The following is a 24,879-nucleotide window of genomic DNA, read 5'->3' on the forward strand; positions in this document are numbered from 1 at the left end:
GAGCTCAGCCACAATCCAGCCCCGCCGGCGATTGAGGCGCGGGGCCGGGCGGAGCCCGGGGAACGGGGGAAGGGCGGGGTGGGGAAAGGCCCCGCAGGGCTGCGCAACGGCACCGCGGAACCGCCTGCCATCGGCGTCACGACGTCACCTGCCTGGGTTGGGGGTGGGCTGCTGCGGGAGCTGGGACTGGGGGGCGCCCCCCTGGGCCGGCGTGGCGGCCGGGGAGGCCGGAGGGACCGGGGAGGCCGGGGAGGCCGGGGACGCGGACGGCGGAGGCGACGGCGCGGGCGGCGGTTCGGCGGCGGCCGGGGTGCCGGCGACCTTGCCGTCCGGGCCGATGAAGACCGGGCTGCCGCCCGGCACGAGACCCAGCTCCTGCGCCCGCCGCTGCAGCGCGTCCGGTGCCGAGTAGCCGTCCACGTCGCGCTGCAGCGCCTGCTCCTCGTCCGTGAGCACGGTGGTCTCCTTCTTCAGCCTGCTCAGCTGGAAGGAGCCCTCGTTCAGCGCCGAGTTCAGCAGCAGCAGGCTGATCAGCCCGCCGGCCAGCAGCGCCACCACCAGCAGGACGAACGGCATCCGCGCCGCCTGCCCGCCGGGCCTCGGCCCCGGCCGGGGGCGGACGGGCCGCCCGCCGATCGCCCGGCCGAGGCGCGTGACGGCCTTCCCGGCCTTGGTCACAGCCGCGCCTCCCGGATGCGTTCGACCCCGCGGAACCTCGCCGGGGCGGCCCGCCGGTTCTCGGCGATCTCCTCCTCGGTCGGCAGCTCGGCGCCGCGCGTGAGCAGCTTCAGCTTCGGCTGGTACTTCTCCGGGACGACCGGCAGCCCCGGCGGGGCCGTCGAGGTCGCGCCCGCCGCGAAGACCTGCTTCACGAGCCGGTCCTCCAGCGAGTGGTACGAGAGCACGGCGATCCGACCGCCGACCGCGATCCGGTCCACCGCCGCCGGAATGGCCTTCTCCAGCCCCGACAGCTCCCCGTTGACCTCGATGCGCAGCGCCTGGAAGGTCCGCTTGGCCGGGTTGCCGCCGGTCCGCTTGGCGGCCTGCGGCAGGGAGTCGCGGATCAGTTCGACGAGCCGGGCGCTGTTGGTAAAGGGCTCCTTCTCCCGCTCCCGGACGATCGCGGACACGATCCGCTTGGCCTGCTTCTCCTCCCCGTACTGGCGCAGGATCCGTACGAGCTCGCCCGGCGCGTAGGTGTTGAGCACCTCGGCGGCGCTGATGCCCGTCGTCTGGTCCATCCGCATGTCCAGCGGAGCGTCCTGCGCGTACGCGAACCCGCGGTCGGCCTCGTCCAGCTGCATGGAGGAGACGCCGAGGTCGAACAGGATGCCCTGGACGGTCGGGATGCCCAGGTTGTCGAGTACCTCGGCGAGGTCGGCGTAGATCGCGTGGACGAGGGTGGCCCGGTCGCCGAAGGGGGCGAGCCGCTCGCCGGAGAGCCGCAGGGCCTCCTTGTCGCGGTCGAGGCCGATCAGGTGGACCTCGGGGAACCGGGTCAGCAGGGCCTCGCTGTGGCCGCCGAGGCCGAGGGTGCAGTCGACGACGACGGCCCCGGGCCTCTCCAGCGCCGGGGCCAACAGGTCCAGGCACCGCTGGAGCATCACCGGGACATGTCGGGACTCGCTAGTCAAAGCGCCCTCTCAGATAACGGCGCGGCCGGCATACGCCGCGCCGCGCACGCGGAGTGTTACCAAGGGGCCGGGCGGCCGGTCAGGGCCGGGCTCCGGCCGGTTCGCGTCACTTTAGTGCAACGGTCGCCGCGGTCAACGAACCGCCCCGCGCGGCGTGCGGACGGCTGCCGGCGAACCCGCAAATGCCGCGAATCACTCGGACGGCGGCCTCCTCCCCACTCCTGTGGGTTAGCTCACAACAAGGCTTGTTGACCTTCTTTGTCCACCCTCACTCGATGCCCGTACCGGCTGTGACCACTACCGTCGTATCCATGACGACTTCCGTACCCCTGCCCGCCGACTCCGCGCCCCTGGCGGCCGGCGCCGGCTCCGTCACCGATCGGCTGGTCGAGGCGAACCGGCGGTACGCCGCGAAATTCGCCGATCCCGGCATGGATGCCCGGCCCGTCCTCCAGGTGGCCGTCGTGGCCTGTATGGACGCCCGGCTCGACCTGCACGCCGCCCTCGGCCTGGAGCTCGGCGACTGCCACACCATCCGCAACGCGGGCGGCGTGGTCACCGACGACACCATCCGCTCGCTCACCATCAGCCAGCGGGCCCTCGGCACCCGCGCGGTCATACTCATCCACCACACCGGCTGCGGTCTCGAAAGCCTGACCGAGGACTTCCGGCACGAGCTGGAGGACGAGGTCGGCCAGCGCCCCGCCTGGGCCGTGGAGGCCTTCCGGGACGTGGACCAGGACGTCCGCCAGTCCATGCAGCGGGTGCGCACCAACCCGTTCCTGCCCCACAAGGACGATGTGCGAGGCTTCGTCTTCGATGTGCACACGGGCCTCCTGCGGGAGATCGATCCGAGCTCTTGAGTGACACAAGGCCGTAACGCCGTCAACAATGCGGGGAGACGCCCCCCGGGAACCCCCCGGGTCCGGTGTCCGTGTTTGGGGTGGGCCGGTCATGCGCCAAGGCGTCGGCCCTGGAAATGGGCCGAGGAGTACCAGGTGACGACGTATGACGACCGAGCGAGCCTCGCGGATCTGACGAGCACGGCGGAGCGGGTGCGCCACTCCGTCGAGAGCGTGATCGAGGGCAAGCCCGAGGTCGTACGCCTCGCGCTGACCGTGCTGCTCGCCGAGGGGCACCTGCTGATCGAGGACGTCCCCGGCGTCGGCAAGACCATGCTCGCCAAGACGCTCGCGAAGTCCATCGACTGCTCGGTGCAGCGCATCCAGTTCACGCCGGACCTGCTGCCCTCCGACATCACCGGCGTCAGCATCTACGACCAGCAGCGCCGCGAGTTCGAGTTCAAGCCCGGCGCGATCTTCGCGCAGATCGTCATCGGCGACGAGATCAACCGCGCCTCGCCGAAGACCCAGTCGGCGCTGCTGGAGTCGATGGAGGAGCGCCAGGTCACCATCGACGGGACGACGTACACGCTGCCGAGCCCGTTCATGGTCGTCGCCACCCAGAACCCGGTGGAGATGGAGGGCACCTACCCGCTGCCCGAGGCCCAGCGCGACCGCTTCATGGCGCGGGTCTCCGTCGGCTACCCGAGCCCCGAGGCCGAGCTCCAGATGCTCGACGTGCACGGCGGGCTCTCCCCGCTCGACGACCTGACGGCCGTCGCGCACGCCCACGAGATCGTCAAGCTCATCGAGGCGGTCCGCGAGGTCTACGTGGCCGAGCCCGTCCGGCGCTACGTCGTCGACCTGGTCGCCGCCACCCGCACCCACCCCGACCTGCGCCTGGGCGCCTCGCCCCGGGCCACCCTGCACCTGCTGCGCGCCGTGAAGGCCTCGGCCGCGCTGGCCGGCCGGGACTACGTCCTGCCCGACGACGTCCAGGCACTGGCCGGCCCCGTCCTCGCGCACCGGCTGCTGCCCACCGCCCAGGCCCAGCTGAACCGGCGCACCGCCGAGCAGGTCGTCGGCGAGATCCTCCAGCGCACCCCGGTCCCGGCCGCACACGCCCGGGGCGAAATGCCGCCCGGCGCGGGCATCCGGGGCTTCTGATGAGCGCCGGTGCCCCGCGCGGCGCCGGCGGCCGGGGCGATCGCGGCCAGGGCGGCAACGGACTGCGCGCGTCGCTCTCCGGCCTGACCACCCGCGGCCGCTCCTTCCTGGCCGCCGGGATCGCCGCGGCCGTGTGCGCGTACGTGCTGGGCCAGGGCGCACTGCTCCGGGTCGGACTGCTCCTCGCCCTGCTGCCGCTGCTGTGCGTCTACGCCCTGCACCGCACCCGCTACCGGGTCTCCGGCAGCCGCCGGCTGACCCCCGGGCGGGTCTCCGCGGGCGCCGAGGCCCGGGTGCAGCTGCGCATGGACAACCCCTCCCGGCTGCCCACCGGCCTGCTGATGCTCCAGGACCGGGTGCCGTACGTCCTGGGCCCGCGCCCGCGCTTCGTCCTGGACCGGGTCGAGCCCGGCGGCCGCCGCGAGGTGTCCTACCGGGTCCGCTCCGACCTGCGCGGCCGCTACCCGCTGGGCCCGCTCCAGCTGCGGCTGGCCGATCCCTTCGGGCTGGTCGAGCTGACCCGCTCGTTCAGCACCTTCGACACCCTCACCGTCATCCCGCGCACCGAGCCCCTGCCGCCGGTGCGCCTGTCCGGCGAGTCCTCCGGCTACGGCGACGGATCGCGCCGCTCGCTGGCGCTGGCCGGCGACGACGACGTGATCCCGCGCGGCTACCGGCGCGGCGACGACCTGCGCCGGGTGCACTGGCGCTCCACCGCCCGCTACGGCGAGCTGATGGTCCGCCGCGAGGAGCAGCCGCAGCGCAGCCGGGCCACCGTCCTGCTCGACACCCGGCAGCTGGCCTTCGAGGGCGCCGGTCCCGACTCCGCCTTCGAGTGGGCCGTCTCCGCGGCCGCCTCGAGCCTGGTCCACCTGCTGGAGCAGGGCTACGCGGTCCGGCTGCTCACCGACACCGGGGACTGCGTGCCCGGTCTGGGCGGTGGCGGGTTCTCCTCGGGCGGGCACGAGTCCGCGGAGGCCGCCGGGCTGATGATGGAGACCCTCGCGGTCGTCGGGCACTCGGACGGCGCCGGGCTCTCCCGGGCCTACGACGCCGTGCGCGGCAGTGGCGGTTTCGGCGGGGTCGGCGAAGCCGGCGGCGACGGGCTCCTCATCGCCTTCTTCGGCGACCTGGACGACGTACAGACCGAGCTGGCGGCCACGATGCGCCAGCGCACCGGGGGCGCGGTGGCCTTCGTACTGGACTCCGCGACCTGGGCCGGGCAGCCCGCGCGGGACCATGGCCTGCCCCCGGTGGAGCAGCGGCTGCGCAGGCTGCGCGACGCGGGCTGGACGGCGCTCGCCGCCCCGCCCGGGGTCGCCTTCGGCGAGCTGTGGCGGCATGCCGGGACCACCGCGTTCGGTACGGGAACCTCTGGAGGCCGGGTATGAGCGGGCGCGCGAGGGTGACGCTGTTCGCGGCGCTGGCGACGCTGCTCACCGCGTGGTCGATGGTGCCGCTGGTCGAATCGGCGGGCTGGCTGCTCCAGGCGGCGCTGCTGCTGGCCGTGCAGAGCGCGGTGGGGGCCGGCGCCCGGCGGGTGCCGCTGGCGCGGTCGCTGACCGTGGCCGTGCAGCTGCTGGCGTCGCTGCTGATCCTCACGGTCCTCTTCGCGGGGAAGGGCGAGTCGACCGGGAACGGGCCGCTGGCCTACCTGGTGACGGACTTCGGGGCGCTGTTCCAGCGGGGCGTGCAGGACGTGGGCGAGTTCGCGATCCCGGCCCCGCTGACGGACGGCATCCGGCTGCTGCTGGTGTCCGGGGTGCTGCTGATCGGGCTGCTGGTGGACGCCCTGGCGGTGACCCTGCGGACGGCCGCCGCGGCGGGGCTGCCGCTGCTGGCGCTGTACTCGGTGGCGGCCGGCCTGTCGGGCGGCGGGGAGGCCTCCTGGTTCTCCTTCCTGCTGGCGGGCTGCGGCTACCTGATGCTGCTGCTGGCCGAGAGCCGGGACCGGCTGGCGCAGTGGGGCCGGGTCTTCGGCGCGGCCCCGCGCGAGCGGGTGTCGGCCGCCTCGGGCCTGGGCGGCGGCAAGGAGGGCCGGCTCACGGCCCCGGTGCGGACCGGCCGGCGGATCGGCGCGATGGCCCTGGGCCTGGCGCTGGCGGTACCGGCGGCGCTGCCCGCGCTCGGCGGCGGGCTGCTGGGCGGGCCGGGCGACGGCGAGGCCGAAGGCGGTGTGGGCGGGACGATCTCGGCGGTGAACCCGCTGGTCTCCCTGCAGAGCAACCTGAACGCGCAGGACAACCGGGTGGTGCTCAAGTACCGGACGGACAATCCCCAGCAGGGTGAGCAGTACCTGCGGATCCTGGCGCTGGACGAGTTCAACGGGGTCAAGTGGGAGGCCTCCGGGCGGGCCCTGACCGACGTCCCGCCGCAGCTGCCGAATCCGCCGGGGCTCGGCGGGAACATCCGCCAGGCCGCGGCCGAGGTGCAGACCAACGTGTCGGCGGCCGACAACTACACCCAGCGCTACCTGCCCATGCCGTACCCGGCGACCTCGGTGGACATCAAGGGGAGGTGGCGGTTCGAGCCGGCCGGGCGGACCCTGGTCGGGGACCAGCTGGGCAAGGACAGGTTCCAGAACGTGCAGGGCGCGCAGTACTCCGTACGGAGCCTGCTGCTGAAGCCGACGGCGCAGCAGCTGCGGACCGCGCCCGAGCCGGATCCGGCGGTCCGCGCCGAGTACACGAAGCTGCCGGACAACCTGCCGCAGGTGGTCGCGGACACGGCGCGCCAGGTGACGCAGGGGGCGAAGGACGACTACACGCGGGCCGTGAAGCTGCAGGACTTCTTCGCGGTGAACGGCGGGTTCCGCTACAACACGAAGACGGCCTCGGGCACGGGGCCGGGGGCGGTCGCCCGGTTCCTCGCCGACAAGGAGGGCTTCTGCATCCACTTCGCGTTCTCGATGGCGGCGATGTCCCGTTCGCTGGGCATCCCGGCGCGGGTGGCGGTGGGCTTCACCCCGGGCGAGAAGCAGCCCGACGGCAGCGTCAACGTGTCGATGCGGGACGCGCACGCCTGGCCGGAGCTGTACTTCGAGGGCGTGGGGTGGACGCGGTTCGAGCCGACGCCCCGGGCGGGCATCAACGTGCCGGACTACTCGAGGGTGCAGGCCCCGGCGGCCCAGCCGTCCGCGCCGGCCGCGCTGCCGTCGCAGGGCGCGGCGCAGCCGTCTGCCGCGCCGTCGAAGACGGACGACTGCCCTCCGGAGCTGAAGAAGCTCGGCGAGTGCGGTGCGGCCGCGCCGAAGCAGAGCGCGTCCGGTGGCGGCGGGCCGTCGGTGCCGGCGCTGCTCGGCTGGGCCGGGGTGGTGGCGGCGGTGCTGGGTCTGCCGCTCCTGCCGATGCTGTGGCGCGGCCGGGTGCGGGCCCGGCGGCTGGGCTCCGGCGAGGTGCCGGCGGCGTGGCGGGAGCTGGGCGACGCCGCGTGGGACGTGGGCGTGCGGCCGGACGAGGCGCTGTCGCCGCGTCGGGCGGCCGTGCGGGTGGCTGAGCTGGGGCGGCTGGACGCCGAGGCCGCGGGCGCCGTGCACCGGGTCGCGGGGGCGCTCGAGCGGGCCCTGTACGCGCCGCCGGGCGCGGCCGGTGCGTACGCGGGGCTGGCGGACGACGTCCTGCTGGCCCGTGCGGGGCTGCTGGCCGGGGTCGGCCGCCTGGCCCGGCTCCGCGCCCTGCTGCTGCCGCGCTCGGCGGCCCGGCTCGCCTGGTCGGTGTCCCGCCGCTGGTCGGCCCTGGCCTCGGCCGTATCCACCCGGCTGGCCGCGATCCGCCTCCGCCTCCCGGCCCGGGGCCGCGGCTGAGCTTCCCTGCGGGGCTCTCCCCCACCCCGCCCCTTCCCGAAACCGGGCTCCGCCCGGGCCCCGCGCCTCAAACGCCGGCGGGGCTGAAATTGCCGCTCCGCGGCAATCCAGCCCCGCCGGGCTCAGGGTTGCGCTGCGCGCACTTCTGAGCCGGCGCCGGCCAAATCCAGCCCCGCCGGCGTTTGAGGCGCGGGGTCCGGGGCGGAGCCCCGATCTTTGAGGCCCGCCAGGGCACGACCTGGGCCGGGGTCCCCGCGGATGCGCGAACGCGGCGAGGCTCGATCCCCCCGAGCCCCGCCGCGTTCGCGTACCGCGTCACGGAGGAGGTACCCGGTCCGCTCCGCAGCCCCGTGTCGGCGGTGCGGACCGGGCCTCCTGTCCGTTGGCCCCCAGTCTGACGTCCGCGCAGGCGGGGGCCATCCGCGCGGGTACTCATCTCCGTGCCTAGGTACGGATACTCAGCCGCCCCGGCAGGCCCCACCAGTTGTACGGGCTCCGCCGCCCCGGCGGCACCGCCGACTGGGGGGTCAGTGTCCGCTGACCCGGCCCCGCAGCAGCAGCGACAGCGCCGAGTGCACGTCGTCGAGGGACCGCTCGCTCTGGAACGACTGCCAGTCCAGCGCGGCCACGAGCACCATCCCGACCAGCGCCGCCGCCGTCAGCGGCACGTCGATCTCGGCGCTCAGCTCCCCGCGCTCGACGCCCTCCCGCAGCACCGTCTCCACCACGGCCACCGCCTCCTGCCGGACCACCATCAGCGTGGACTGCCACGCCCGGTTGGTCCGCCACAGCTCGGCGACGTACAGCTGCGTGAAGGCCGGGTACCGGTCGATGAAGACGAGGCCGGCCCGGATCATCGCGTCGAGCGCCTCGACGCGGCTGCCGCCGCGCGCCTCCGTCTCCTCCGCGGCCGTCCGCAGCGAGACCGTCAGCAGCCCCACCCCGTGCCGCAGCAGCTCCTCGAAGAGGTCGTTCTTGCTGGCGAAGTTGTAGTAGACGGTGCCCTTCGCCACGCCCGCGCGCTCGGCGATCTCCTCGACCGTGGTCGCGGAGAAGCCCTGCTCGGCGATCAGGGTCACGGCCGCTTCGTAGAGCTTCTGGCGGGTCGCCTGCCGACGGCTGCCGACGGCGGCGGAGGTGCTGCTGCTTTCCATGGCGCTGATTCTCACAGGTCACCGGCTCCTAGAGGCTCAGTTCCGGGTGCAGCCGGTCCATGGTCCACACCTGCTTGCCGCGGGCGGCGAGCGCGGTGAGGGCGAGGGCTCCCACCGTGAAGGCCACCAGGACCGCGCCGCCCTGCCACACGGGGGCGAGGTCGCCGCCCGTGATGAGGCGGCGCAGGCTCTCGACGACGTACGACATCGGCAGGTACGGGTGGATGGCGTTGAAGAAGCCGGGGCTGGTCTGCACGGGGTAGGTGCCGCCCGCGGAGGTCAGCTGGAGCATCAGGACGGCGAGCACCAGGATCCGCCCGGCGGCGCCGAACTTGGCGTTGAGCCACTGGACGATGGCCGCGAAGCAGCCGGTGACCAGCATCAGGAAGCCGACGGTGAGGGCCGGGCGGGCCATCTCCAGGCCGAGTCCCCAGTGGAGTACGGACATGAGCAGGCCCACCTGCGCGGCGCCGAGGCCGGCCACGGGCAGCCAGCCGGCGAGCGCGATCCGCCAGGGCGAGGCGCCGGCCGCCAGGGCCCGCCGGTTCAGCGGGGTGACGAGCATGTAGGCGACCATCGCGCCGACCCAGAGGGAGAGCGGGATGAAGTACGGGGCGAAGCCGGTGCCGTAGTTGGGCGCCTTGTGCAGGGACTGGTTGGCGAGCCGTACCGGGTCGGCCATGACCTCGGTGCGGGCGTCGCGCTGCTGCTGGTCGTAGTCGGGGATCTTGTCGGCGCCCGTGTGGAGGCCGCCGGCGAGTTCGCCGCTGCCGTCGACGAGCTTGTACATGCCGCCGCTCAGGCTGTGCGCGCCGTCTCCGAGCTTGCCCACGCCGTCCTTGAGGGCGCCGGAGCCGGTGGTGGCGGTGCCGATGCCGGTGTGCAGCTGGGCCATGCCGGTGGCGACCTGGTGGGCGCCGTCGTTGAGGGCGTTGACCTGGGCGACGGCCGCGTTGAGGTCGGAGGCGAGGCCGGGGGCCTTGTCGACGAGGAGGCGGGCCTTCTTCTCCAGGTCGGTCAGCTGGGTGCGGAGCTTGGCGACGTCGCCGTTCGCGTTCTTGACGAGGGTGCTGAGGTCGCCGGTGAGTTCGGCGGCCTCGGCCGCGTCGTCCTTGATCCTCTTCAGGTCGGGGCAGGAGGCCAGGTGCGGTTCCTTGCCGGGGGTGACGCAGTGCTCGGTGTAGTAGGCGTCGGCGCCCGAGGAGGCCTTCTTGGCGGCGGAGGCGGCGGCCGGGGCCTTGCCGGCGAAGGAGTCGAGGTGGTTGTTGACCACCTTGGCGGTGTCGGCGACCAGCTCGGCGGTGTCCGCCAGGTTCTTGGGGTCCTGGACGAAGGGGCGGGCCTTGTCGGCGGCGCCGTTGACCTTGTCGGCGAGCTTCTGGGTGCCGGCCGCGACGTCCTTGGAGCCGGTTTCCAGCTTGGCGGCGCCCGAGTTGAGCTTCTGCAGGCCGCCGGCGAGCTCGCCGGTCTTCTCCTTGGCCGTGTCGAGGCCGTCGGCCAGCTCCTTCGCGCCCTCCTGGGCCTTGCCCGCGCCGTCCTTGAGCTTGTCGGCGCCGTCGGCGGCCTCGGCGGTCTTGTCGTGCAGGTCGGAGAAGTTGACGAAGATCTTGTCGAGGAAGCCGCGGGAGGCGTTGGTGGACGCCGCCGAGCGGACCTCGGAGAACACGGTGCGCGAGATCGAGCCGACGATGTAGTTGTTGGCGTCGTTGGTGCGGACCTGGAGGGCGCCGGTGGCGGGGTCCTCCCCCGAGCTGGAGGCGATCTTCTCGCTGAAGTCGGCGGGCATGGTGAGGGACAGGTAGTACGTCCCGTTCTCCAGGCCCTTGGCGGCCTCCTGCGCGCTGACCTCGCGCCAGTCGAAGGTCTTGCTGTCGTGGAGCTTCTTGGTGATCTCGTCACCGGCCTCGACGCGCTTGCCGTCGACGGTGGCGCCCCGGTCGGAGTTGACGAGGGCGACCGGCACCTTGTCGAGGCGGCTGTACGGGTCCCAGAAGGACCAGAGGTAGAGGGCTCCGTAGAGCAGCGGCAGCAGGAGCAGTGCGACGAGGGCGGCCCGGGGCAGCTTCCCCCGTCCGAACCGCTTCAGCTCAAGCGCGGCCAGCTTCGGCGAGCGCATCGTCCGTCCCCTTCGTGTCGTCGTTCTCGGTGTCGGTGCCGGTGCCGTGGTTCTCGGTGTCGGTGCCGGTGCCGTCGTTCTCGGTGCCGTCGTTCTGGGTGCCGTCGTTCTGGGTGCCGTCGTTCTGGGTGCCGGGGCCGGCCTCGGCCCCGGCGGCCGACTCCTGCGGGCCGGCCCGCAGGACGAGTGCGTCGTCGGGGGCCTCGCTGCACACCGCGAGGACCGTGGTCCCCGCCGCGGCGACCCGGCGGAGCAGGGCCCAGGCCTCGGCGCGCTCGGCGTCCGAGAGCTTGATGTCGAGGTCGTCCAGGGCCAGCAGCCGCGGCGAGCCGAGCAGGGCGATGGCCACGGACAGCCGTACGGACTCCAGGCGTTCCAGGTCCCGTACGGAGGTGCGCAGCCCCTTGGGCAGCGTGGCGAGGTCCAGGCCCGCTGCGTCCAGCGCGGCGTCGATCCGGGCGGCGGCGCTCGCGCGGCGCTCGGAGCGGGGGCGCAGCAGGGCGCGGACGGGACCCTCGTAGCGGCGCTGGAGCAGGGCGCCCTCGCGCAGCTGCTCGGCGACGGTGAGGGCCTGGTCGAGCTCGTTGACCCCGGAGACCGGTCCGAGGGCGGCGATCCGGCGGACCGCGGCCATCCTCTTCGGCAGCCGGTGCCGGCCGACCTCGGCGTGTCCCTCGGTGGGCTTCATCCGTCCGGTGAGGGCCAGGAGCAGGCAGGTGCGGCCGCTGCCGGAGGGGCCTTCGACCGCGATGAGCGAGCCGGGCTCCGCGTCGATGCCGATGCCCCGGAAGGCCCAGCCGCGCGGGCCCTTGAGTCCGAAGTTCTCGGCTTTGACGGCCGCGCCGTGCGGGCTGTCCACGCCGTCCCCCTTCTTTTTGAACTGACCGGTCAGTTCAAAAAGTACCAGCTCCCTCGGCATCAGGAGGGCAGCGGGGGGCAGTTACCTCCACAGAACCCCCAAAATCGCAGGTCAGGGCGATTGTCAGTGGGGCCGGTCACGATGGAGGCAACGCAACGACAGGAGGTTCGTCATGGCCACACCGTCCCCGTCCCCTGTCCATCCCGTCCTGCGGAGGTCGGCGGCTCCGCCGGCAGCCCTCGACCTGCTCGCCAAGGCCCGCAACGGCCTGACCGAGGCCGCCCTGCTCTCCCGGCCCAACGAGCGGTACGCCACCGCCCACCTGGCCGCGCTGCGCACCGCCGCGGCGGTGCTCGCCGCCCGCGGGCGGCCCGAACCGGTGCACCCCCGGCGGCGGCCGAGGATCCGCAGCGCGTGGGAGGTGCTGCCGGAGATAGCGCCGGAGCTGGCCGAGTGGAGCGCGCTCTTCGCCTCCGGCGCGGCCCGCCGGGCGCGGGCGGAGGCGGGGATACCGGATGCGGCCAGCAGCCGGGACGCGGACGATCTGGTGCGTGCGGTCTCGATGTTCCTGCGCCTGGTGGAGCGGATGCTCGCGATCCAGCCACCGCGGCAGACCCTGCCGCAGCCCCGTCCGGAACGTCCCGAGGCGGGATGAGCTGACTGGGTGCGGAAGGCAATAGGGTGGGGCCGGGCGGGGCACTGACCGCCCGCACCTGCCTACCGCGCCGAGGAGCCATCAGCCGTGTCGGACACTTCCCGCCCCCGTGCCTCCCTCCGCACCGCCGTGGTGTGGGAGGTCCTCAAGGAGGCGCTCGACCGCCGGGTGAAGGCGACCGGCCGGGATGTCCTGGATGTGCTCGACACCGGCGGCGGCACCGGGAAGTTCGCCGTGCCGGTGGCCCGCCTGGGCCACCGGGTCACCGTGGTCGACCCGAGCCCGAACGCCCTGTTCGGGCTGGAGCGCCGGGTGGCCGAGGCCGGCGTCGCCGATCTCGTCCGCGGGGTCCAGGGCGATGCCCAGGGCCTGTTGGACGTCGTCGAGCGGGACGCCTACGACGTGGTGCTGTGCCACGGCGTGCTGGAGTACGTGGACGACCCGGCCGAGGGCGTGGCCAACGCGGTCGCGGCCCTGCGCCCCGGCGGCACGCTCAGCCTGCTGGCCGCCGGGCTCGGCGGCGCCGTGCTCGCCCGCGCCCTGGCCGGGCACTTCACGGAGGCCCGTACCGCCCTCACCGACCCGGCCGGCCGCTGGGGCTCCGGCGACCCGGTGCCCCGCCGCTTCACCGCCGAGACGCTCGCCGAGCTGGTCGGCGGGGCCGGCCTGGCGGTCGGCGCGGTGCACGGCGTGCGGATCTTCGCCGACCTCGTCCCGGGGGTCCTGGTGGACACCGAGCCGGGCGCCGTGGAGGCGCTGCTGCGCCTGGAAGAGGCCGCCGCCGAGCTGCCGGCCTTCCACGCGGTCGCCACGCAGCTGCACGTCCTGGGCGAGAAGCAGGCCTGATCTGCGATCTTCCTCGGACGGAGTCGGCCGCACACCCTCCGAACCGGCCATCGGCCCCGTATGATCGGGGCAGTGACCGGCATGGTGGACGTGCCATTGGGGAATAAGCGCCTCAGTGACCGCTCCCGCGGCGGCACTGATCGTTTTCGAGCTGATCCACGACTGATCCACGTCTGATCTATTTGAGAACGTGGCGTAGAGGGCGGGTATCACGGGGGCGATTCCCCGCCTATCCTGAAGGGGACCCCTGGTCGCTACCCCCCGCGACCGACGGATGAGGAGGACTCCCGTGCCGCTCTCGGAGCACGAGCAGCGAATGCTCGAGCAGATGGAGCGAGCGCTGTACGCCGAAGATCCCAAGTTCGCGACAGCGCTTGAGGGAAGCGGACTGCGCACGTACACCCGGCGACGGGTCTACCAGGCAGTCGCAGGCATTGTGGTGGGTATCGCGCTCCTCATGGCCGGTGTGATCTGGCAGGACGTGCTCTGGGTCAGTGTGGTGGGGTTTCTCGTCATGCTGGGCTGCACGGTCCTCGTGGTCACCGGTTGGCGCAAGGCACCCAAGCCTGGCGAGCAGCCCGTCTCCGGAAGTGCAGGCGGTTCGGCCCGTGGCCAGAACCGGCAGCGTCGGTCGATGATGACCCGCATCGAGGAACGGTGGCAGCGCCGCCGGGACGAACAGGGGCAGTAGCCCCGGACAACGTGAGCGAGGGGACGGTCGCCTGATGGCTTCCGTCCCCTCACTGCTCTGCGGCATGATGATCCAATGAGTGTGCTCCCCCTGGTCTTCACCAGTGGCTGGGCCAGTGGGATCAACGCATACGCCGTGGTCCTCCTGCTCGGCATCTTCGGCGCGACCGGCCTGACCGACGAGGTTCCGGCATCGCTGCAACGCACCGACGTGCTGATCGTCGCGGGCGTGCTGTTCCTCTGCGAGGTGGTCGCCGACAAGATCCCGTACGTGGACTCGGTCTGGGACTCGGTCCACACGGTGGTCCGCCCGGTCTCCGGTGCCGTGGTGGGCGCGCTGCTGGCCGGCCAGAGCGGTTCGCTCTCCGACATCGCCGCCGGCGCCGTGGGCGGCTCCACCGCCCTGGTCAGCCACTTCGTCAAGGCCGGCACCCGGATGGCGATCAACACCTCGCCGGAGCCGCTCAGCAACATCGTGGTGAGCATCGCCGAGGACCTCGGCGTGGCCGGCCTCGTCACCTTCGCGATGTTCAACCCCGAGGCCGCCGCGATCATCGCGGCCGTCCTGCTGGCCGCCGGGCTGGCCCTGCTGATCTTCCTCTGGAGCCGGATCCGCCGCTTCCTGCGCCGCCGCGCCCAGCGCCGCGAGGAGAAGCGCCTCGCCACCGAGGCCCGCGCCCGCACCACCGGGGCCCCACCCCTCTGACCCCCCTCGATAGGCTCGGCCGCATGGCACGAATTGCGGTGATCGGCGCCGGGATGGGCGCGATGGCGACGGCGGCCCGGCTGGCCGTGGCAGGGCACCGGGTGACGGTGTACGAGCGCGGGGAGACGTACGGGGGCGCGGTCGGCCGGTACGGGCGCGGGGGTTTCGCCTTCGACACCGGGCCGGGCCTGCTGCACCTGCCCGCCGTCTACCGCGACCTGTTCGTCAAGACCGGCAAGCGGTCGCTGGAGACCTGCGTGGACATGGCCCAGGTGGACCCGGCCGTCCGGCACGTCCTCCCGCACCACGCCGTCGACGTCACCCTCCCCGGCGCCTCCCGCGGCGGCGTGGCCGCCGCCCTCGACGAGGCCTTCGGCCAGGGCGCGGGCGAGCGCTGGAACGGCGTGCTGGGCCGCGCCCGGGACGCCTGGGACGCCACCCGCCGCCCCCTGCTGGAGGAGCCGCTGCCCGCGGACCGCCGGGCCCTGACCCAGGACCCGTACCCGGCCCTGCGCCGCAGCGGCCTCCTGCGCCGCCGGCCCCCGACCCTCGCCGAGGTGGCCGAGCGGGAGCTGGGCGCCGGCCTCGGGGAGCTGCTGACCGGCCTGGTGGGCGCGTACGGGATCGACCCGGGCACGGCACCCGGCTCCGCCGCCGTGCTGCCGTACATGGAGCAGACCTTCGGCAGCTGGTACGTACGCGGCGGGATGCGGGCCCTGGCCACCGCCGTCCACGAGCGCTGCCGGGAGCGGGGGGTGGAGTTCGTCTTCGGCGCGGAGGTCCGGGAGGTCCTGACCGCCGGGGGCCGTGCGGCCGGTCTGCTGCTGGCCGACGGCAGCGAGGTGGCCGCAGACTCCGTCGTCTGCGGGATCGACCCGCGGCTGCTGCCGGCCGCCTCCCTGCCCTGGCCGCGCGAGGCGGTCCCGGCTCGAGGACCGGACCTGCCCAGCCGGCTCACCCTCTTCCTCGCACTGCGCGGCGCCCGCCCCCCGGGCGCCGTCCACCGCACCCTCGTGCACTCCCCCGGCCTGGACGTCACCGTCCTGCGCCCCGACGACCCCGCCACCCGGCCCGACGCGGACCACGAGGCGGTCACCGTGACCGCCGTGTGCGGTCAGGGGCCCACGGAGGCCGCAGCGCCCGAGCGGCTGCTGGAACTGGCCGGGAAGGCCGTGCCGGGCCTGCGGCAGCGGCTGCTGTGGCACGAGGCGCACACCCCCGCCGACATCGAGGCGGCGACCGGCGCCCCGGGCGGCCCGGTGCCCGCCCCCGCCCTCGCGGGGGCCGGGGGGCGGCTGCTCTACCCGGCCAACACCACGGCCGCGGCGGGGCTGTACCTCGCGGGCGGCTGGGCGCATCCCGGCGGCGGGCTGGCGCACGCCGGGATGACCGGGGCCCTGGTGGCCGGGCTGATCGTGGAGGGCGCGGAGTTCCGCGGCTCCCAGTGACCGGCTCCCGGTGACCGGGCTCCCGGCGACCGGCCCGCGGCCGACCGGATCTCAGTAGCGGTACTGCTCGTACTCGCCCTGCTGGGGGTACGGATACTGCTGCGGCGGCTCGGCCTGCTCGTCAGCCGGGTAGGGCTGGGCCACATCGCGCTGCTGCGGGACCCACACCCCGCCGGGCGGGGTGTCCATGGAGTACTGCTGCTGCCCGTAGTCGGGGTACGCGGGGTAGGCGGAGTACCCGGCGTAGTTCGGGTCGTTCGGGTAGTCGTAGGCCCCCGGCTGGCCGAGGCCTCCGCCGGTGCCGATGTACGGGTCCGAGTAGGCGGCGTAGACCTGCTGCTGCTCGCCCGTCTGGTAGCCGCCGGAGTAGTCGTACCCGGCGCCCCCGCCCCCGCCCTGGCCCGCGGGGTCGTAGTACGCGGCGTACTGGTGGGCGTCCTGCTCGGCCGTGGTGAACGGCGGGGCGAACGCGGCCGTCTGGCCCGCGTCGTGAGCGGGCGCGAAGCTCTGTATCCCGTAGGAACCGGTGTCCTCGGGCATCGGCTGCGGGTTGTAGACCTCGTCGGCGGCCTGGAACTGACGCTCGGAGCCGCGCACTTCGCGCTCGTCCGGGGCACCGTCCACGGCCCCGTCCGCGCCCTCGTACTCCAGCCCGGTGACCTGGAGCGCCGGTTCGGGACGCGGGCCGCCGGAGCGGCGGCGCCCGGACTGCCGTACGGGTTCCCCGCCGCGCCGCAGCGCCCAGCCGGCCTCGAAGCCCTTGCGGAAGGACAGCGTCACCAGGGTCTGGCCCAGGGCGAACGCGGCCGCGCCGGCGCCGATGACCGGCACCGACGGCAGGACCACCCCGGCGACCACGCCGAGGAAGCCGGTGAAGGCGAGCAGGCGCCAGCGGAGCCGGGCCTTGTACTGCATCAGGACCTCGGCAAGCAACCACAGCGCGACGAAGCCGAACGCGATGTAGAGGACCGTCATACCCATGCATGGCCCCTCTCGGTGCGGCCGGCCGCCCAGGGAACGGGGGCCCGCCGGTCAGGCCCGCTGGTGCAGGCCCAGGTTCTCGTAGATCTCGAGAGACGCCGTGGAATTGTTCAGCGTGATGAAGTGCAGCCCTGGGACACCCTCGGACAGCAGCCGCGCGCAGAACTCCGTGGCGAACTCGATGCCAATGGAGCGTACAGCGGCCGGGTCGTCCTTGACGGCGAGCATGCGCTCTTTCACGTCCGCGGGGAAGACTGCGTTGCTGAGTTGGGGCAGCCGGTCGAGCTGCTTGATGCCCACAACAGGCATGACCTCGGGGATGATCGGGGTCTCGCAGCCCGCCTTTTCGGCGCTGTCGCGCAGCCGCAGATAATTCTCCGGATCGAAGAACATCTGGGTGATCGCGTAGTCGGCGCCCGCACGGCACTTGTCCACGAAATGCCGGATGTCCGTATCCCAGTCCATCGAACGCGGGTGCATCTCGGGGAAGGCCGCGACGCCGACGCAGAAGTCGCCGGACTCCTTGAGCAGCCGGACCAGGTCGGCGGCGTAGTGCACGCCCTCCGGGTGCGCCACCCACTCGGCCATCGGATCGCCCGGCGGGTCACCGCGCAGGGCGAGCATGTTGCGGATGCCGGCGTCGGCGAACTGGCCGATGACGTGGCGCAGCTCGGCGATGGAGTGGTCCACGGCGGTGAGGTGGGCGACCGGGGTCAAGGTGGTGTCCGAGGCGATCTGCTCGGTGGCCCTCACGGTGCCGCCGCGGGTCGAGCCGCCGGCTCCGTAGGTCACGGAGACGAAGCTCGGGGATACCGCCTCGACCCGGCGCAGCGCGTTCCAGAGGTTGCGTTCGCCCTTCTCGGTCTTGGGGGCCCAGAACTCGAAGGAGTACGAGCGCCCGGACGCGAGGAGGTCGCGGACCGTGTGTGCACGATCCGACCAGGTGGAAGCGGTACCAGAGGCCATACGGGCAGGTTAGACGCGGCCTGCCGGAGGCCGAAGCGGTGTCCATCTTTTGGACACGTTTTTGGACACGTGCCGCCTTTCGGGCCCGTCCTAGCCGAGGCGGTCGCGCACCCGCTTGGCGAGTTCCGCGGCGGCCGCACCGGGGTCGGCGGCCTCGGTGAGCGCGCGGACGACGACGACGCGGGTGGCTCCGGCGTCCAGCACTTCGTCCAGATTGCCGCTGTCGATGCCGCCGATGGCGAACCAGGGCCGGTCCTGCTCGAGGGAGGCCGCGTACCGGACGAGTCCGAGGCCGGGGGCGTAGCGGCCGGGCTTGGTGGGGGTGGGCCAGCAGGGGCCGGTGCAGAAGTAGTCCACGCCGGGCTCGGCCACGGCCGCGTCGACCTCGGCCTCGGCATGGCAGGAGCGGCCGATGAGCACGGAGCCGGGGCCGCCGAGGATGGCGCGGGCGGCGGGCACGGGGATGTCGCCCTGGCCGAGGTGGAGCACGTCGGAGCCGATGGCGTGGGCGACGTCGGCCCGGTCGTTCACGGCGAGGAGCTTGCCGTGGCGCCGTGCGGCCTCGGCGAACACCTGGAGGTGGTCGAGCTCCTCGCCCGCCTCCATGCCCTTGTCGCGGAGCTGGACGATGTCGACGCCGCCGGCCAGTACGGCGTCCAGGAACTCGGGGAGGTCACCCTGCCGCTTGCGGGCGTCCGTGCACAGGTAGAGCCGGGCGTCGGACAGCTGCATGGGTGTACCCCCCGTGGTGGAGGCGGTGTACGGGCCGCCGGGGCCCGTACACCGCGGTGGAGCGGATGCGGATCAGGTCAGAGGGCGAGCGCCTGGGCGCGGCGCTTGACCTCCGTGCCGCGATTCTCGCTCAGCGCCTGCGCGGGGGTGCCGGGCAGGGTCGGGTCGGCCGTGAAGAGCCACTCCAGGATCTCGTCGTCGGAGAAGCCGTCGTCGCGCAGCACGGTCAGCAGACCGACGAGGCCCTTCACGACCTTGTCGCCGTCGATGAAGGGGGCCGGCACCTGCAGGGAGCGGTTCTCTCCCCGGCGCACGGCGATGAGCTGCCCCTCCTTGACCATCTGGCGGACCCGGGTCACCTCGATGTCGAGCATCTCCGCGATGTCGGGGAGGTAAAGCCACGAGGGGACAAGGGCATCGATCTTTGCGTCAATCTCGGTCACGGGGACAAGCCTGCCACCTCGGCTGCGCCGCCGGTACTCGAGCGGCCCCGTCCGGGTCCCCGGGGCTCCGCCGCGCACCCGCACCCGCGGGTCTGGGCGGAGCCCGGGCAGCCCGTCAGAGCGATGCCGACTTCAGCGGGGTCCCGGGGTCGGAGGCCTTGGCGGGGTCGACGGGGACCCCCGTCTCGATCAGGCGGCGGCCCTGCGCCAGGTCCCGCGGGCGGCCCACCGCCAGCACCGCGACCAGCGCGCCGTCCTTCAGCCAGCACACCGACCAGGCGGGCTCGGCCGGGTCGCCGCGCCACAGCAGGCTGTCGGCGCCGCCGTGGTGGCCCGCGTACTGGACGAAGCGCCCGAACTGCTCGGACCAGAAGTACGGCACCGGGTCGTAGGCCTCGACCGGCTCCCCGGCGAGGATGTTCGCGGCGACCGCCCGCGGCCCCTGGAGGGCGTTGTCCCAGTGGTGCACGAGCAGCCGGGCCCCGTAGCGGGCCGAGGGGAAGGAGGCGCAGTCGCCGACCGCGTACACCCCGGGCAGCGAGGTCCGCAGGTGCGCGTCGGCGGTGACCGAGCCGTCGGGGCCGAGCGCCACGCCGGTCCCGGCCAGCCAGCCGGTGGCGGGGCGGGCGCCGATGCCGACGACCACCGCACCGGCCGGCAGGGCGCGCCCGTCCGCGAGCAGCACCCGGCCCTCCTCGACCCCGGAGACCTTCGCGCCGGTGATCAGCTCGGCGCCCGCCTCCGCGTACCAGCGGGCCATCGGCGCGGCCACCTCCGCGGGCAGGGCGCCCGCCAGGACCCGGTCCGCCGCCTCGACCACGGTCACCTCGCAGCCCGACTCGCGGGCGGCCGTGGCGAACTCGGCTCCGATCCAGCCCGCTCCGACGACCACGACCGACGGCGCGGCGGCCAGTACGGGGCGCAGCCGCGCCGCGTCGTCCAGGGTGCGCAGCAGGTGCACGCCCCGGACCCCGTCGGTTCCGGGCAGGGTCAGCGGCTGCGCGCCGGTGGCGAGGACGAGGACCCCGTACGGGACGGGCCCCGCCTCGGTGTCCAGCTCGCGCTCGGCGGCCCGCAGCCCGGTGACCTCCACGCCGAGCCGGAGCCCGATCCCCAGCCCTTCGAAGTCCACGTCGAAGGCGGAGTCCTCGGCCTTGCCGAGCAGGACCGCCTTGGACAGCGGGGGCCGGTCGTAGGGCTGGTGGGGCTCGGCGCCCAGCAGGGTCACGGGGCCGGTGAAGCCCCGCTCGCGCAGGGCGACCGCGGTCTGCACACCGGCCATTCCGGCGCCCACGATGACGACGCCGTTCTCAGTCTGTTCCGTCTGCTCGTTCACCCGGCCACCCTATTCATCTGACGGTCCGTCAGGAATAGGCGCCCCTTACCCGCCGTCCGCGGCGGGGTTAGTCTGGCCACCGTACCTATCGCGGGAGTCCGGGCGCACCGGGCTGAGAGGGAGGCTGGACGGCCTCCGACCGTACGAACCTGATCCGGGTCATGCCGGCGAAGGGAGGGGCTGGACGCCCATGCACTCATCTCGAAAGGGATCCGACGTCCTCGTCATCGGGGGCGGGATCATCGGGCTCGTCACCGCCTGGCGGGCCGCCCGGCGGGGCCTGCGCACCGTACTGGCCGACCCGGCCCCCGGCGGCGGGGCCGCCCAGGTCGCGGCCGGGATGCTCGCCCCCGTCACGGAGCTGCACTACGGCGAGGAGGCCCTGCTGGGCCTGGGCCTCGCCTCCGCCGCGCGCTATCCGGAGTTCGCCGCCGAGCTCGCCGGGGCGAGCGGCGGTCTGGACATCGGCTACCGCGCCTGCGGCACCCTCGCCGTCGCCCTGGACGCCGACGACCGGCTCCACCTGCGGGAGCTGCACGCCCTCCAGCGCCGCTGCGGACTGGACTCGGAGTGGCTCACCGGCCGCGAGTGCCGCCGCCTGGAGCCGATGCTGGCCCCCGGCGTGCGCGGCGGGCTGCGCGTCGACGGCGACCACCAGGTCGACCCCCGCCGGCTCGCGGCCGCCCTGCTGGCCGCCTGTGAGCGGGCCGGGGTGGGCGTCCACCGGACCAGCGCGGAGCGGCTGCTGGTCACCGCGGACCGGGCGGCCGGCGCCGTGCTCGACGACGGCACGGAGCTGCGCGCGGACCAGGTGGTGCTGGCGGCGGGCTCGCTCAGCGGCCGGCTGGCCGGCGTACCGCCGGAGGTGGCGGCCCCCGTGCGGCCGGTGAAGGGGCAGGTGCTGCGGCTGTCGGTACCGCAGGCGTACGCGCCGTTCCTGTCGCGGACGGTACGGGCCGTCGTGCGCGGCAGCCACGTCTACCTGGTGCCGCGGGAGAACGGCGAACTCGTCATCGGCGCCACCAGCGAGGAACTCGGCTGGGACACCACGGTCACCGCGGGCGGGGTGTACGAACTCCTGCGCGACGCCCATGAACTGGTGCCCGGCATCACCGAACTCCCGCTGGTGGAAACCCGGGCGGGACTGCGCCCCGGTTCCCCCGACAACGCCCCGCTGCTCGGCCCGACCGACCTGCCGGGCCTGCACCTGGCCACCGGGCACTACCGCAACGGGGTGCTGCTGACCCCGCTCACCGGCGAGGTGATGGCCGAGCTGCTGACCACCGGCGAACTGCCGCCGATCGCCCGCCCCTTCACCCCCCGCCGGTTCTCCGCCGCACGTCAGGAGTCGTACGCATGACCATCTCCGTCAACGGCGAGCCGCGCGAGGTCGCGGCCGGCACCACGCTCGACGCGGTGGTCGCCACCCTGACCGCGGCCCCCTCCGGGGTCGCCGCCGCGCTCAACGAGACCGTGGTCCCGCGCGGGCAGTGGCCGGCCACGCCGGTGGGCGAGGGCGACCGGGTCGAGATCCTCACCGCGGTCCAGGGAGGCTGAGCGAGATGGCGGACGACCTCTTCACGCTCGGCGGCCGGACCTTCTCCTCCCGCCTGATCATGGGTACGGGCGGGGCCCCGAGCCTGGACGTACTGGAACGGGCCCTGGTGGCCTCCGGCACCGAACTCACGACGGTGGCGATGCGGCGGCTGGACCCGACGGTCCAGGGCTCGGTCCTCTCCGTGCTCTCGAAGCTCGGCATCGCGGTCCTGCCCAACACGGCGGGCTGCTTCACGGCGGGCGAGGCCGTGGTGACGGCGCGCCTCGCGCGGGAGGCCCTGGGCACGGACTGGATCAAGCTCGAGGTGGTCGCGGACGAGCGGACCCTCCTGCCGGACGGCGTGGAGCTCCTCGACGCGGCCGAGACCCTGGTGGACGAGGGCTTCACCGTCCTCCCCTACACGAACGACGACCCGGTGCTCGCGCGCAAGCTGGAGGACGCGGGCTGTGCGGCGGTCATGCCGCTGGGGTCGCCGATCGGGTCGGGGATGGGGATCCGGAACCCGCACAACTTCGAGCTGATCACGGAACGGGCCGGGGTCCCGGTGATCCTGGACGCGGGGGCCGGCACGGCGTCCGACGTGGCCCTGGCCATGGAACTGGGCTGCGCGGCCGTGATGCTCGCCTCGGCGGTGACCCGGGCCCAGGAGCCGGTGCTGATGGCCGGCGCGATGCGGGACGCCGTGTCGGCGGGCCGCCTCGCCCATCGCGCGGGGCGCATCCCGCAGCGCCGCTTCGCCGAAGCCTCCTCTCCTGCGCAGGGCCGCGCCGCCCTGGACCCCGAACGCCCGGCGTTCTGACCTGCGGGGCCCGGGGGGCCGGGGGCCCCCCCCCCCGGGGGCCCCCCCCCCCCGCCCCCCCCCGCGGGGGGGCCCGCCACCCCCCCCCCCCCCCCCCCGCGCCGCCGCCCCCCCCCCCCCCCCCGCGGCCCCCCCCCCCCCCCCCCGGGCCCGCACCCGGCGGACGTCACAGGTGGGCTGCAACGTCGACCGGCGCCCACCGGGGCACTCCGGGGCGCCAATAGAATCGCCGGGTGGATACGACCCTGGATGACCCCCTCGTCGGGCGCGTGCTCGACGGCCGCTACCGCGTCGACGCCCGCATCGCGGCCGGCGGCATGGCCACGGTCTACCGGACCGTCGACACCCGCCTGGACCGGGTACTCGCCCTGAAGGTCATGCACCCGGCCCTCGCCGCGGACGCGGCCTTCGTCGACCGGTTCATCCGGGAGGCCAAGTCCGTGGCCCGGCTCGCCCACCCCAACGTGGTCGCCGTGTTCGACCAGGGCACGGACGGGCCGTACGTCTACCTCGCCATGGAGTACGTCTCCGGCTGCACCCTGCGCGACGTGCTCCGCGAGCGCGGCGCGCTCCAGCCGCGGGCCGCGCTCGACATCCTTGAACCCGTGCTCGCCGCCCTCGGCGCCGCCCACCGGGCCGGCTTCGTGCACCGCGACATGAAGCCGGAGAACGTCCTGATCGGCGACGACGGCCGGGTCAAGGTCGCCGACTTCGGGCTGGTCCGGTCCGTGGACTCGGTGACCAACACCACCGGCTCCGTCCTCGGCACCGTCTCCTACCTGGCGCCCGAGCAGATCGAGAACGGCGTCACCGACACCCGCGTGGACGTCTACGCCTGCGGCGTCGTGCTCTACGAGATGCTCACCGGCTCCAAGCCGCACACCGGCGGCTCCCCCGCCCAGGTGCTCTACCAGCACCTCCAGGAGGACGTGCCGCCCCCGTCCGCCGCCGTCCCCGGTCTGCCCGTCGGCCTCGACGAGCTCGTTGCGCAGGCCACCGCGCGCAACCCGGAGCTGCGCCCCCACGACGCCGCCGCCCTGCTCGGCCTCACCCGCGAGGCCCGCGCCCGGCTCAGCGACACCGAGCTGGACGCCGTACCGCCGCAGGCGCGCGCCGAGGAGCGGACGGCCACCGAGGACCGCACCAGCGTGATCCCCCGCCCGGTGGCCGTGCACCAGCCCGTGCACCAGACCTCCCGGCTGCAGGTTCCGCCTCCGCCTCCGCCGGCCCCCGCTCCGGCGGCTGCGCGCGGGCCCCGCCGCGGCGTGCTCCTGGTCATCGCGGGCGTCCTGCTGGCCCTCGGCCTCGGCACGGGTGTCTGGTACATCAACTCCGGCCAGTTCACCAAGGTGCCCAACCTGCTCGGCAAGACCGAGGAGCAGGCCAAGTCCCAGCTGTCGGCGGCCGGCCTCGGCGTGAAGCGGATCGAGCGCAAGTTCAGCAGCGCCTTCGACCGCGGCACGGTGATGAACACCGACCCGCCGGGCGGCAAGCGGATCCGCGGCAACGGGGCGGTGACGCTCACCATCTCCCGCGGCCCCGAGGTCGTGGCCGTGCCCAACCTCAAGGGCCGCCCGCTGGAGGAGGCCAAGGCCGAGCTGACGAAGTCCGGGCTGGCCCCCGGCGTCGTCACGCAGGCCTTCAGCCAGGACGTCGCACAGGGCTCGGTGATCAGCACCGACCCGGTGGGCGGCGAGAAGCGGGCCCCCGACACGGCGGTCTCCGTGATCGTCAGCAAGGGCCGCCCGGTCCCGGTGCCCAGCGTGGCCGGCATCCCCTTCGATCAGGCCCGGTCGACGCTCGAGGGCCTCGGCCTGAAGGTGGCCACGGCACCCGAACAGGTCAACGCCCCCTCCCCGGCCGGTACGGTCGCCAACCAGTCGGTCGGCGCCGGAACCCAGGCCGCGGCCGGGGACACCGTGACGCTGACCCTCTCCAAGGGCCCCCGCCAGCTCCCCGTCCCGGACGTGACCGGCCAGGACGTGGACGCGGCCCGCAAGACCCTGGAGGGCGCGGGCTTCAAGGTCAAGGTGGAACGGCCGTTCCTCTCGTTCAGCAAGACCGTGGAATCGCAGTCGGTGGCCGGCGGCCAGAGCGCCCCCGAGGGCACCACGGTCGTCATCAAGACCAAGGGGCTGTGAGCAG

23 protein-coding genes and 1 riboswitch are annotated in these 24,879 nt (G+C 74.0%); of the genes, 13 read left to right on the top strand and 10 right to left on the bottom strand.

The features are described 5' to 3' along the window. Positions 1–144: 144 nt before the first annotated feature. Together ACIPUC_RS29905 and rsmH are read right to left on the bottom strand one after the other, a co-directional pair. Positions 145–678 carry a hypothetical protein gene (locus tag ACIPUC_RS29905; protein ID WP_446593587.1) on the bottom strand — a complete coding sequence of 178 codons (534 nt, stop codon included), beginning with the start codon at positions 676–678 and terminating at the stop codon, positions 145–147. Beyond that, the gene (rsmH, locus tag ACIPUC_RS29910; protein ID WP_446593589.1) at positions 675–1,604 is read right to left on the bottom strand and encodes a 16S rRNA (cytosine(1402)-N(4))-methyltransferase RsmH; all 930 of its coding nucleotides are present in this window, start codon (positions 1,602–1,604) and stop codon (positions 675–677) included. Before rsmH ends, ACIPUC_RS29905 begins: the two co-directional genes overlap by 4 nt. 341 nt (positions 1,605–1,945) lie before the next feature. Between rsmH and ACIPUC_RS29915 the strand changes: the two genes are divergently transcribed. From ACIPUC_RS29915 to ACIPUC_RS29930, 4 genes are all read left to right on the top strand, one after another. Continuing rightward, positions 1,946–2,497, top strand: coding sequence for a beta-class carbonic anhydrase (locus ACIPUC_RS29915; RefSeq protein ID WP_446593591.1), 552 nt, complete (start codon positions 1,946–1,948; stop codon positions 2,495–2,497). Between the two features lie 135 nt (positions 2,498–2,632). Continuing rightward, complete coding sequence (locus tag ACIPUC_RS29920; RefSeq protein ID WP_446593593.1) at positions 2,633–3,643, top strand: AAA family ATPase; 1,011 nt, start codon at positions 2,633–2,635, stop codon at positions 3,641–3,643. Beyond that, on the top strand, positions 3,643–5,034 hold the full coding sequence (locus ACIPUC_RS29925) for a DUF58 domain-containing protein (protein ID WP_446593595.1): 1,392 nt from the start codon (positions 3,643–3,645) through the stop codon (positions 5,032–5,034). The genes ACIPUC_RS29920 and ACIPUC_RS29925 overlap by 1 nt, the downstream gene beginning before the upstream one ends. Beyond that, positions 5,031–7,445 carry a transglutaminase family protein gene (locus tag ACIPUC_RS29930; protein ID WP_446593597.1) on the top strand — a complete coding sequence of 805 codons (2,415 nt, stop codon included), beginning with the start codon at positions 5,031–5,033 and terminating at the stop codon, positions 7,443–7,445. The genes ACIPUC_RS29925 and ACIPUC_RS29930 overlap by 4 nt, the downstream gene beginning before the upstream one ends. Before the next feature lie 527 nt (positions 7,446–7,972). Here the strand turns inward: ACIPUC_RS29930 and ACIPUC_RS29935 are convergent. Genes ACIPUC_RS29935 through ACIPUC_RS29945 form a run of 3 tightly spaced genes read right to left on the bottom strand, consistent with a single transcriptional unit; the run spans position 7,973 to position 11,574 of the window. Next, positions 7,973–8,599: a TetR/AcrR family transcriptional regulator gene (locus ACIPUC_RS29935; protein ID WP_443298393.1), complete on the bottom strand. Its 627-nt coding sequence runs from the start codon at positions 8,597–8,599 to the stop codon at positions 7,973–7,975. A gap of 28 nt (positions 8,600–8,627) precedes the next feature. Continuing rightward, on the bottom strand, positions 8,628–10,715 hold the full coding sequence (locus ACIPUC_RS29940; RefSeq protein WP_446593598.1) for a YhgE/Pip family protein: 2,088 nt from the start codon (positions 10,713–10,715) through the stop codon (positions 8,628–8,630). After that, entirely contained in the window at positions 10,687–11,574 is an 888-nt protein-coding gene (locus ACIPUC_RS29945; RefSeq protein ID WP_446593599.1) for an ATP-binding cassette domain-containing protein, read from the bottom strand. Before ACIPUC_RS29945 ends, ACIPUC_RS29940 begins: the two co-directional genes overlap by 29 nt. Positions 11,575–11,746: 172 nt before the next feature. Here ACIPUC_RS29945 and ACIPUC_RS29950 point away from each other — a divergent pair, with 172 nt between their 5' ends. From ACIPUC_RS29950 to ACIPUC_RS29970, 5 genes are all read left to right on the top strand, one after another. Then, a complete protein-coding gene (locus ACIPUC_RS29950) occupies positions 11,747–12,229 on the top strand; it encodes an SAV_6107 family HEPN domain-containing protein (RefSeq protein WP_446593600.1) in 483 nt (160 codons plus the stop codon). An 87-nt stretch (positions 12,230–12,316) separates the two neighbouring features. Next, entirely contained in the window at positions 12,317–13,075 is a 759-nt protein-coding gene (locus ACIPUC_RS29955) for a class I SAM-dependent methyltransferase (RefSeq protein ID WP_446593601.1), read from the top strand. A gap of 289 nt (positions 13,076–13,364) precedes the next feature. Continuing rightward, positions 13,365–13,766, top strand: coding sequence for a DUF3040 domain-containing protein (locus ACIPUC_RS29960; RefSeq protein ID WP_069919935.1), 402 nt, complete (start codon positions 13,365–13,367; stop codon positions 13,764–13,766). A 75-nt stretch (positions 13,767–13,841) separates the two neighbouring features. Next, on the top strand, positions 13,842–14,471 hold the full coding sequence (locus ACIPUC_RS29965) for a DUF4126 domain-containing protein (RefSeq protein ID WP_446593602.1): 630 nt from the start codon (positions 13,842–13,844) through the stop codon (positions 14,469–14,471). Positions 14,472–14,494: 23 nt separating this feature from the next. Further along, positions 14,495–15,919 (top strand): phytoene desaturase family protein, encoded by a 1,425-nt coding sequence (locus ACIPUC_RS29970; RefSeq protein ID WP_446593603.1) that lies wholly within the window; start codon positions 14,495–14,497, stop codon positions 15,917–15,919. Positions 15,920–15,970: 51 nt separating this feature from the next. Here ACIPUC_RS29970 and ACIPUC_RS29975 read toward each other — a convergent pair whose 3' ends face one another. The 5 genes from ACIPUC_RS29975 to ACIPUC_RS29995 form a co-directional block, all read right to left on the bottom strand. Continuing rightward, positions 15,971–16,900, bottom strand: a complete 930-nt coding sequence (locus tag ACIPUC_RS29975; protein WP_446593604.1) for a hypothetical protein — start codon at positions 16,898–16,900, stop codon at positions 15,971–15,973. 51 nt (positions 16,901–16,951) lie between these two features. Next, positions 16,952–17,866 carry a methylenetetrahydrofolate reductase [NAD(P)H] gene (metF, locus tag ACIPUC_RS29980; RefSeq protein ID WP_446593605.1) on the bottom strand — a complete coding sequence of 305 codons (915 nt, stop codon included), beginning with the start codon at positions 17,864–17,866 and terminating at the stop codon, positions 16,952–16,954. Positions 17,867–17,956: 90 nt separating this feature from the next. Continuing rightward, positions 17,957–18,598: a thiamine phosphate synthase gene (gene thiE, locus ACIPUC_RS29985; protein WP_446593606.1), complete on the bottom strand. Its 642-nt coding sequence runs from the start codon at positions 18,596–18,598 to the stop codon at positions 17,957–17,959. Positions 18,599–18,675: 77 nt separating this feature from the next. Further along, entirely contained in the window at positions 18,676–19,041 is a 366-nt protein-coding gene (locus ACIPUC_RS29990) for an Rv2175c family DNA-binding protein (RefSeq protein ID WP_446593607.1), read from the bottom strand. Positions 19,042–19,156: 115 nt separating this feature from the next. Then, positions 19,157–20,323: an NAD(P)/FAD-dependent oxidoreductase gene (locus ACIPUC_RS29995; RefSeq protein ID WP_446593619.1), complete on the bottom strand. Its 1,167-nt coding sequence runs from the start codon at positions 20,321–20,323 to the stop codon at positions 19,157–19,159. Between the two features lie 134 nt (positions 20,324–20,457). Continuing rightward, positions 20,458–20,570, top strand: a riboswitch (TPP riboswitch). Between ACIPUC_RS29995 and thiO the strand changes: the two genes are divergently transcribed. From thiO to pknB, 4 genes are all read left to right on the top strand, one after another. Next, positions 20,568–21,737, top strand: a complete 1,170-nt coding sequence (gene thiO / locus ACIPUC_RS30000) for a glycine oxidase ThiO (protein WP_446593608.1) — start codon at positions 20,568–20,570, stop codon at positions 21,735–21,737. Its footprint overlaps the riboswitch before it by 3 nt. Beyond that, complete coding sequence (gene thiS, locus ACIPUC_RS30005; protein ID WP_215146425.1) at positions 21,734–21,934, top strand: sulfur carrier protein ThiS; 201 nt, start codon at positions 21,734–21,736, stop codon at positions 21,932–21,934. The genes thiO and thiS overlap by 4 nt, the downstream gene beginning before the upstream one ends. A gap of 5 nt (positions 21,935–21,939) precedes the next feature. Then, positions 21,940–22,734, top strand: a complete 795-nt coding sequence (locus ACIPUC_RS30010; RefSeq protein WP_446593609.1) for a thiazole synthase — start codon at positions 21,940–21,942, stop codon at positions 22,732–22,734. A 233-nt stretch (positions 22,735–22,967) separates the two neighbouring features. Beyond that, on the top strand, positions 22,968–24,875 hold the full coding sequence (pknB, locus tag ACIPUC_RS30015; RefSeq protein WP_446593610.1) for a Stk1 family PASTA domain-containing Ser/Thr kinase: 1,908 nt from the start codon (positions 22,968–22,970) through the stop codon (positions 24,873–24,875). Positions 24,876–24,879 lie beyond the last annotated feature (4 nt).

The sequence above is a fragment of the Streptomyces sp. LARHCF249 genome (assembly GCF_052871255.1).

What these genes read in the sequence shown, in the direction of transcription:
- rsmH (WP_446593589.1), bottom strand. Translation starts at nt 1,604, where the DNA reads ATGCTCCAGCGGTGCCTGGACCTGTTGGCCCCGGCGCTGGAGAGGCCC.
- ACIPUC_RS29915 (WP_446593591.1), top strand. Translation starts at nt 1,946, where the DNA reads ATGACGACTTCCGTACCCCTGCCCGCCGACTCCGCGCCCCTGGCGGCC.
- ACIPUC_RS29925 (WP_446593595.1), top strand. Translation starts at nt 3,643, where the DNA reads ATGAGCGCCGGTGCCCCGCGCGGCGCCGGCGGCCGGGGCGATCGCGGC.
- ACIPUC_RS29930 (WP_446593597.1), top strand. Translation starts at nt 5,031, where the DNA reads ATGAGCGGGCGCGCGAGGGTGACGCTGTTCGCGGCGCTGGCGACGCTG.
- ACIPUC_RS29935 (WP_443298393.1), bottom strand. Translation starts at nt 8,599, where the DNA reads ATGGAAAGCAGCAGCACCTCCGCCGCCGTCGGCAGCCGTCGGCAGGCG.
- ACIPUC_RS29940 (WP_446593598.1), bottom strand. Translation starts at nt 10,715, where the DNA reads ATGCGCTCGCCGAAGCTGGCCGCGCTTGAGCTGAAGCGGTTCGGACGG.
- ACIPUC_RS29950 (WP_446593600.1), top strand. Translation starts at nt 11,747, where the DNA reads ATGGCCACACCGTCCCCGTCCCCTGTCCATCCCGTCCTGCGGAGGTCG.
- ACIPUC_RS29965 (WP_446593602.1), top strand. Translation starts at nt 13,842, where the DNA reads ATGAGTGTGCTCCCCCTGGTCTTCACCAGTGGCTGGGCCAGTGGGATC.
- ACIPUC_RS29970 (WP_446593603.1), top strand. Translation starts at nt 14,495, where the DNA reads ATGGCACGAATTGCGGTGATCGGCGCCGGGATGGGCGCGATGGCGACG.
- ACIPUC_RS29975 (WP_446593604.1), bottom strand. Translation starts at nt 16,900, where the DNA reads ATGGGTATGACGGTCCTCTACATCGCGTTCGGCTTCGTCGCGCTGTGG.
- metF (WP_446593605.1), bottom strand. Translation starts at nt 17,866, where the DNA reads ATGGCCTCTGGTACCGCTTCCACCTGGTCGGATCGTGCACACACGGTC.
- thiE (WP_446593606.1), bottom strand. Translation starts at nt 18,598, where the DNA reads ATGCAGCTGTCCGACGCCCGGCTCTACCTGTGCACGGACGCCCGCAAG.
- ACIPUC_RS29995 (WP_446593619.1), bottom strand. Translation starts at nt 20,323, where the DNA reads ATGGCCGGTGTGCAGACCGCGGTCGCCCTGCGCGAGCGGGGCTTCACC.
- thiO (WP_446593608.1), top strand. Translation starts at nt 20,568, where the DNA reads ATGCACTCATCTCGAAAGGGATCCGACGTCCTCGTCATCGGGGGCGGG.
- thiS (WP_215146425.1), top strand. Translation starts at nt 21,734, where the DNA reads ATGACCATCTCCGTCAACGGCGAGCCGCGCGAGGTCGCGGCCGGCACC.
- ACIPUC_RS30010 (WP_446593609.1), top strand. Translation starts at nt 21,940, where the DNA reads ATGGCGGACGACCTCTTCACGCTCGGCGGCCGGACCTTCTCCTCCCGC.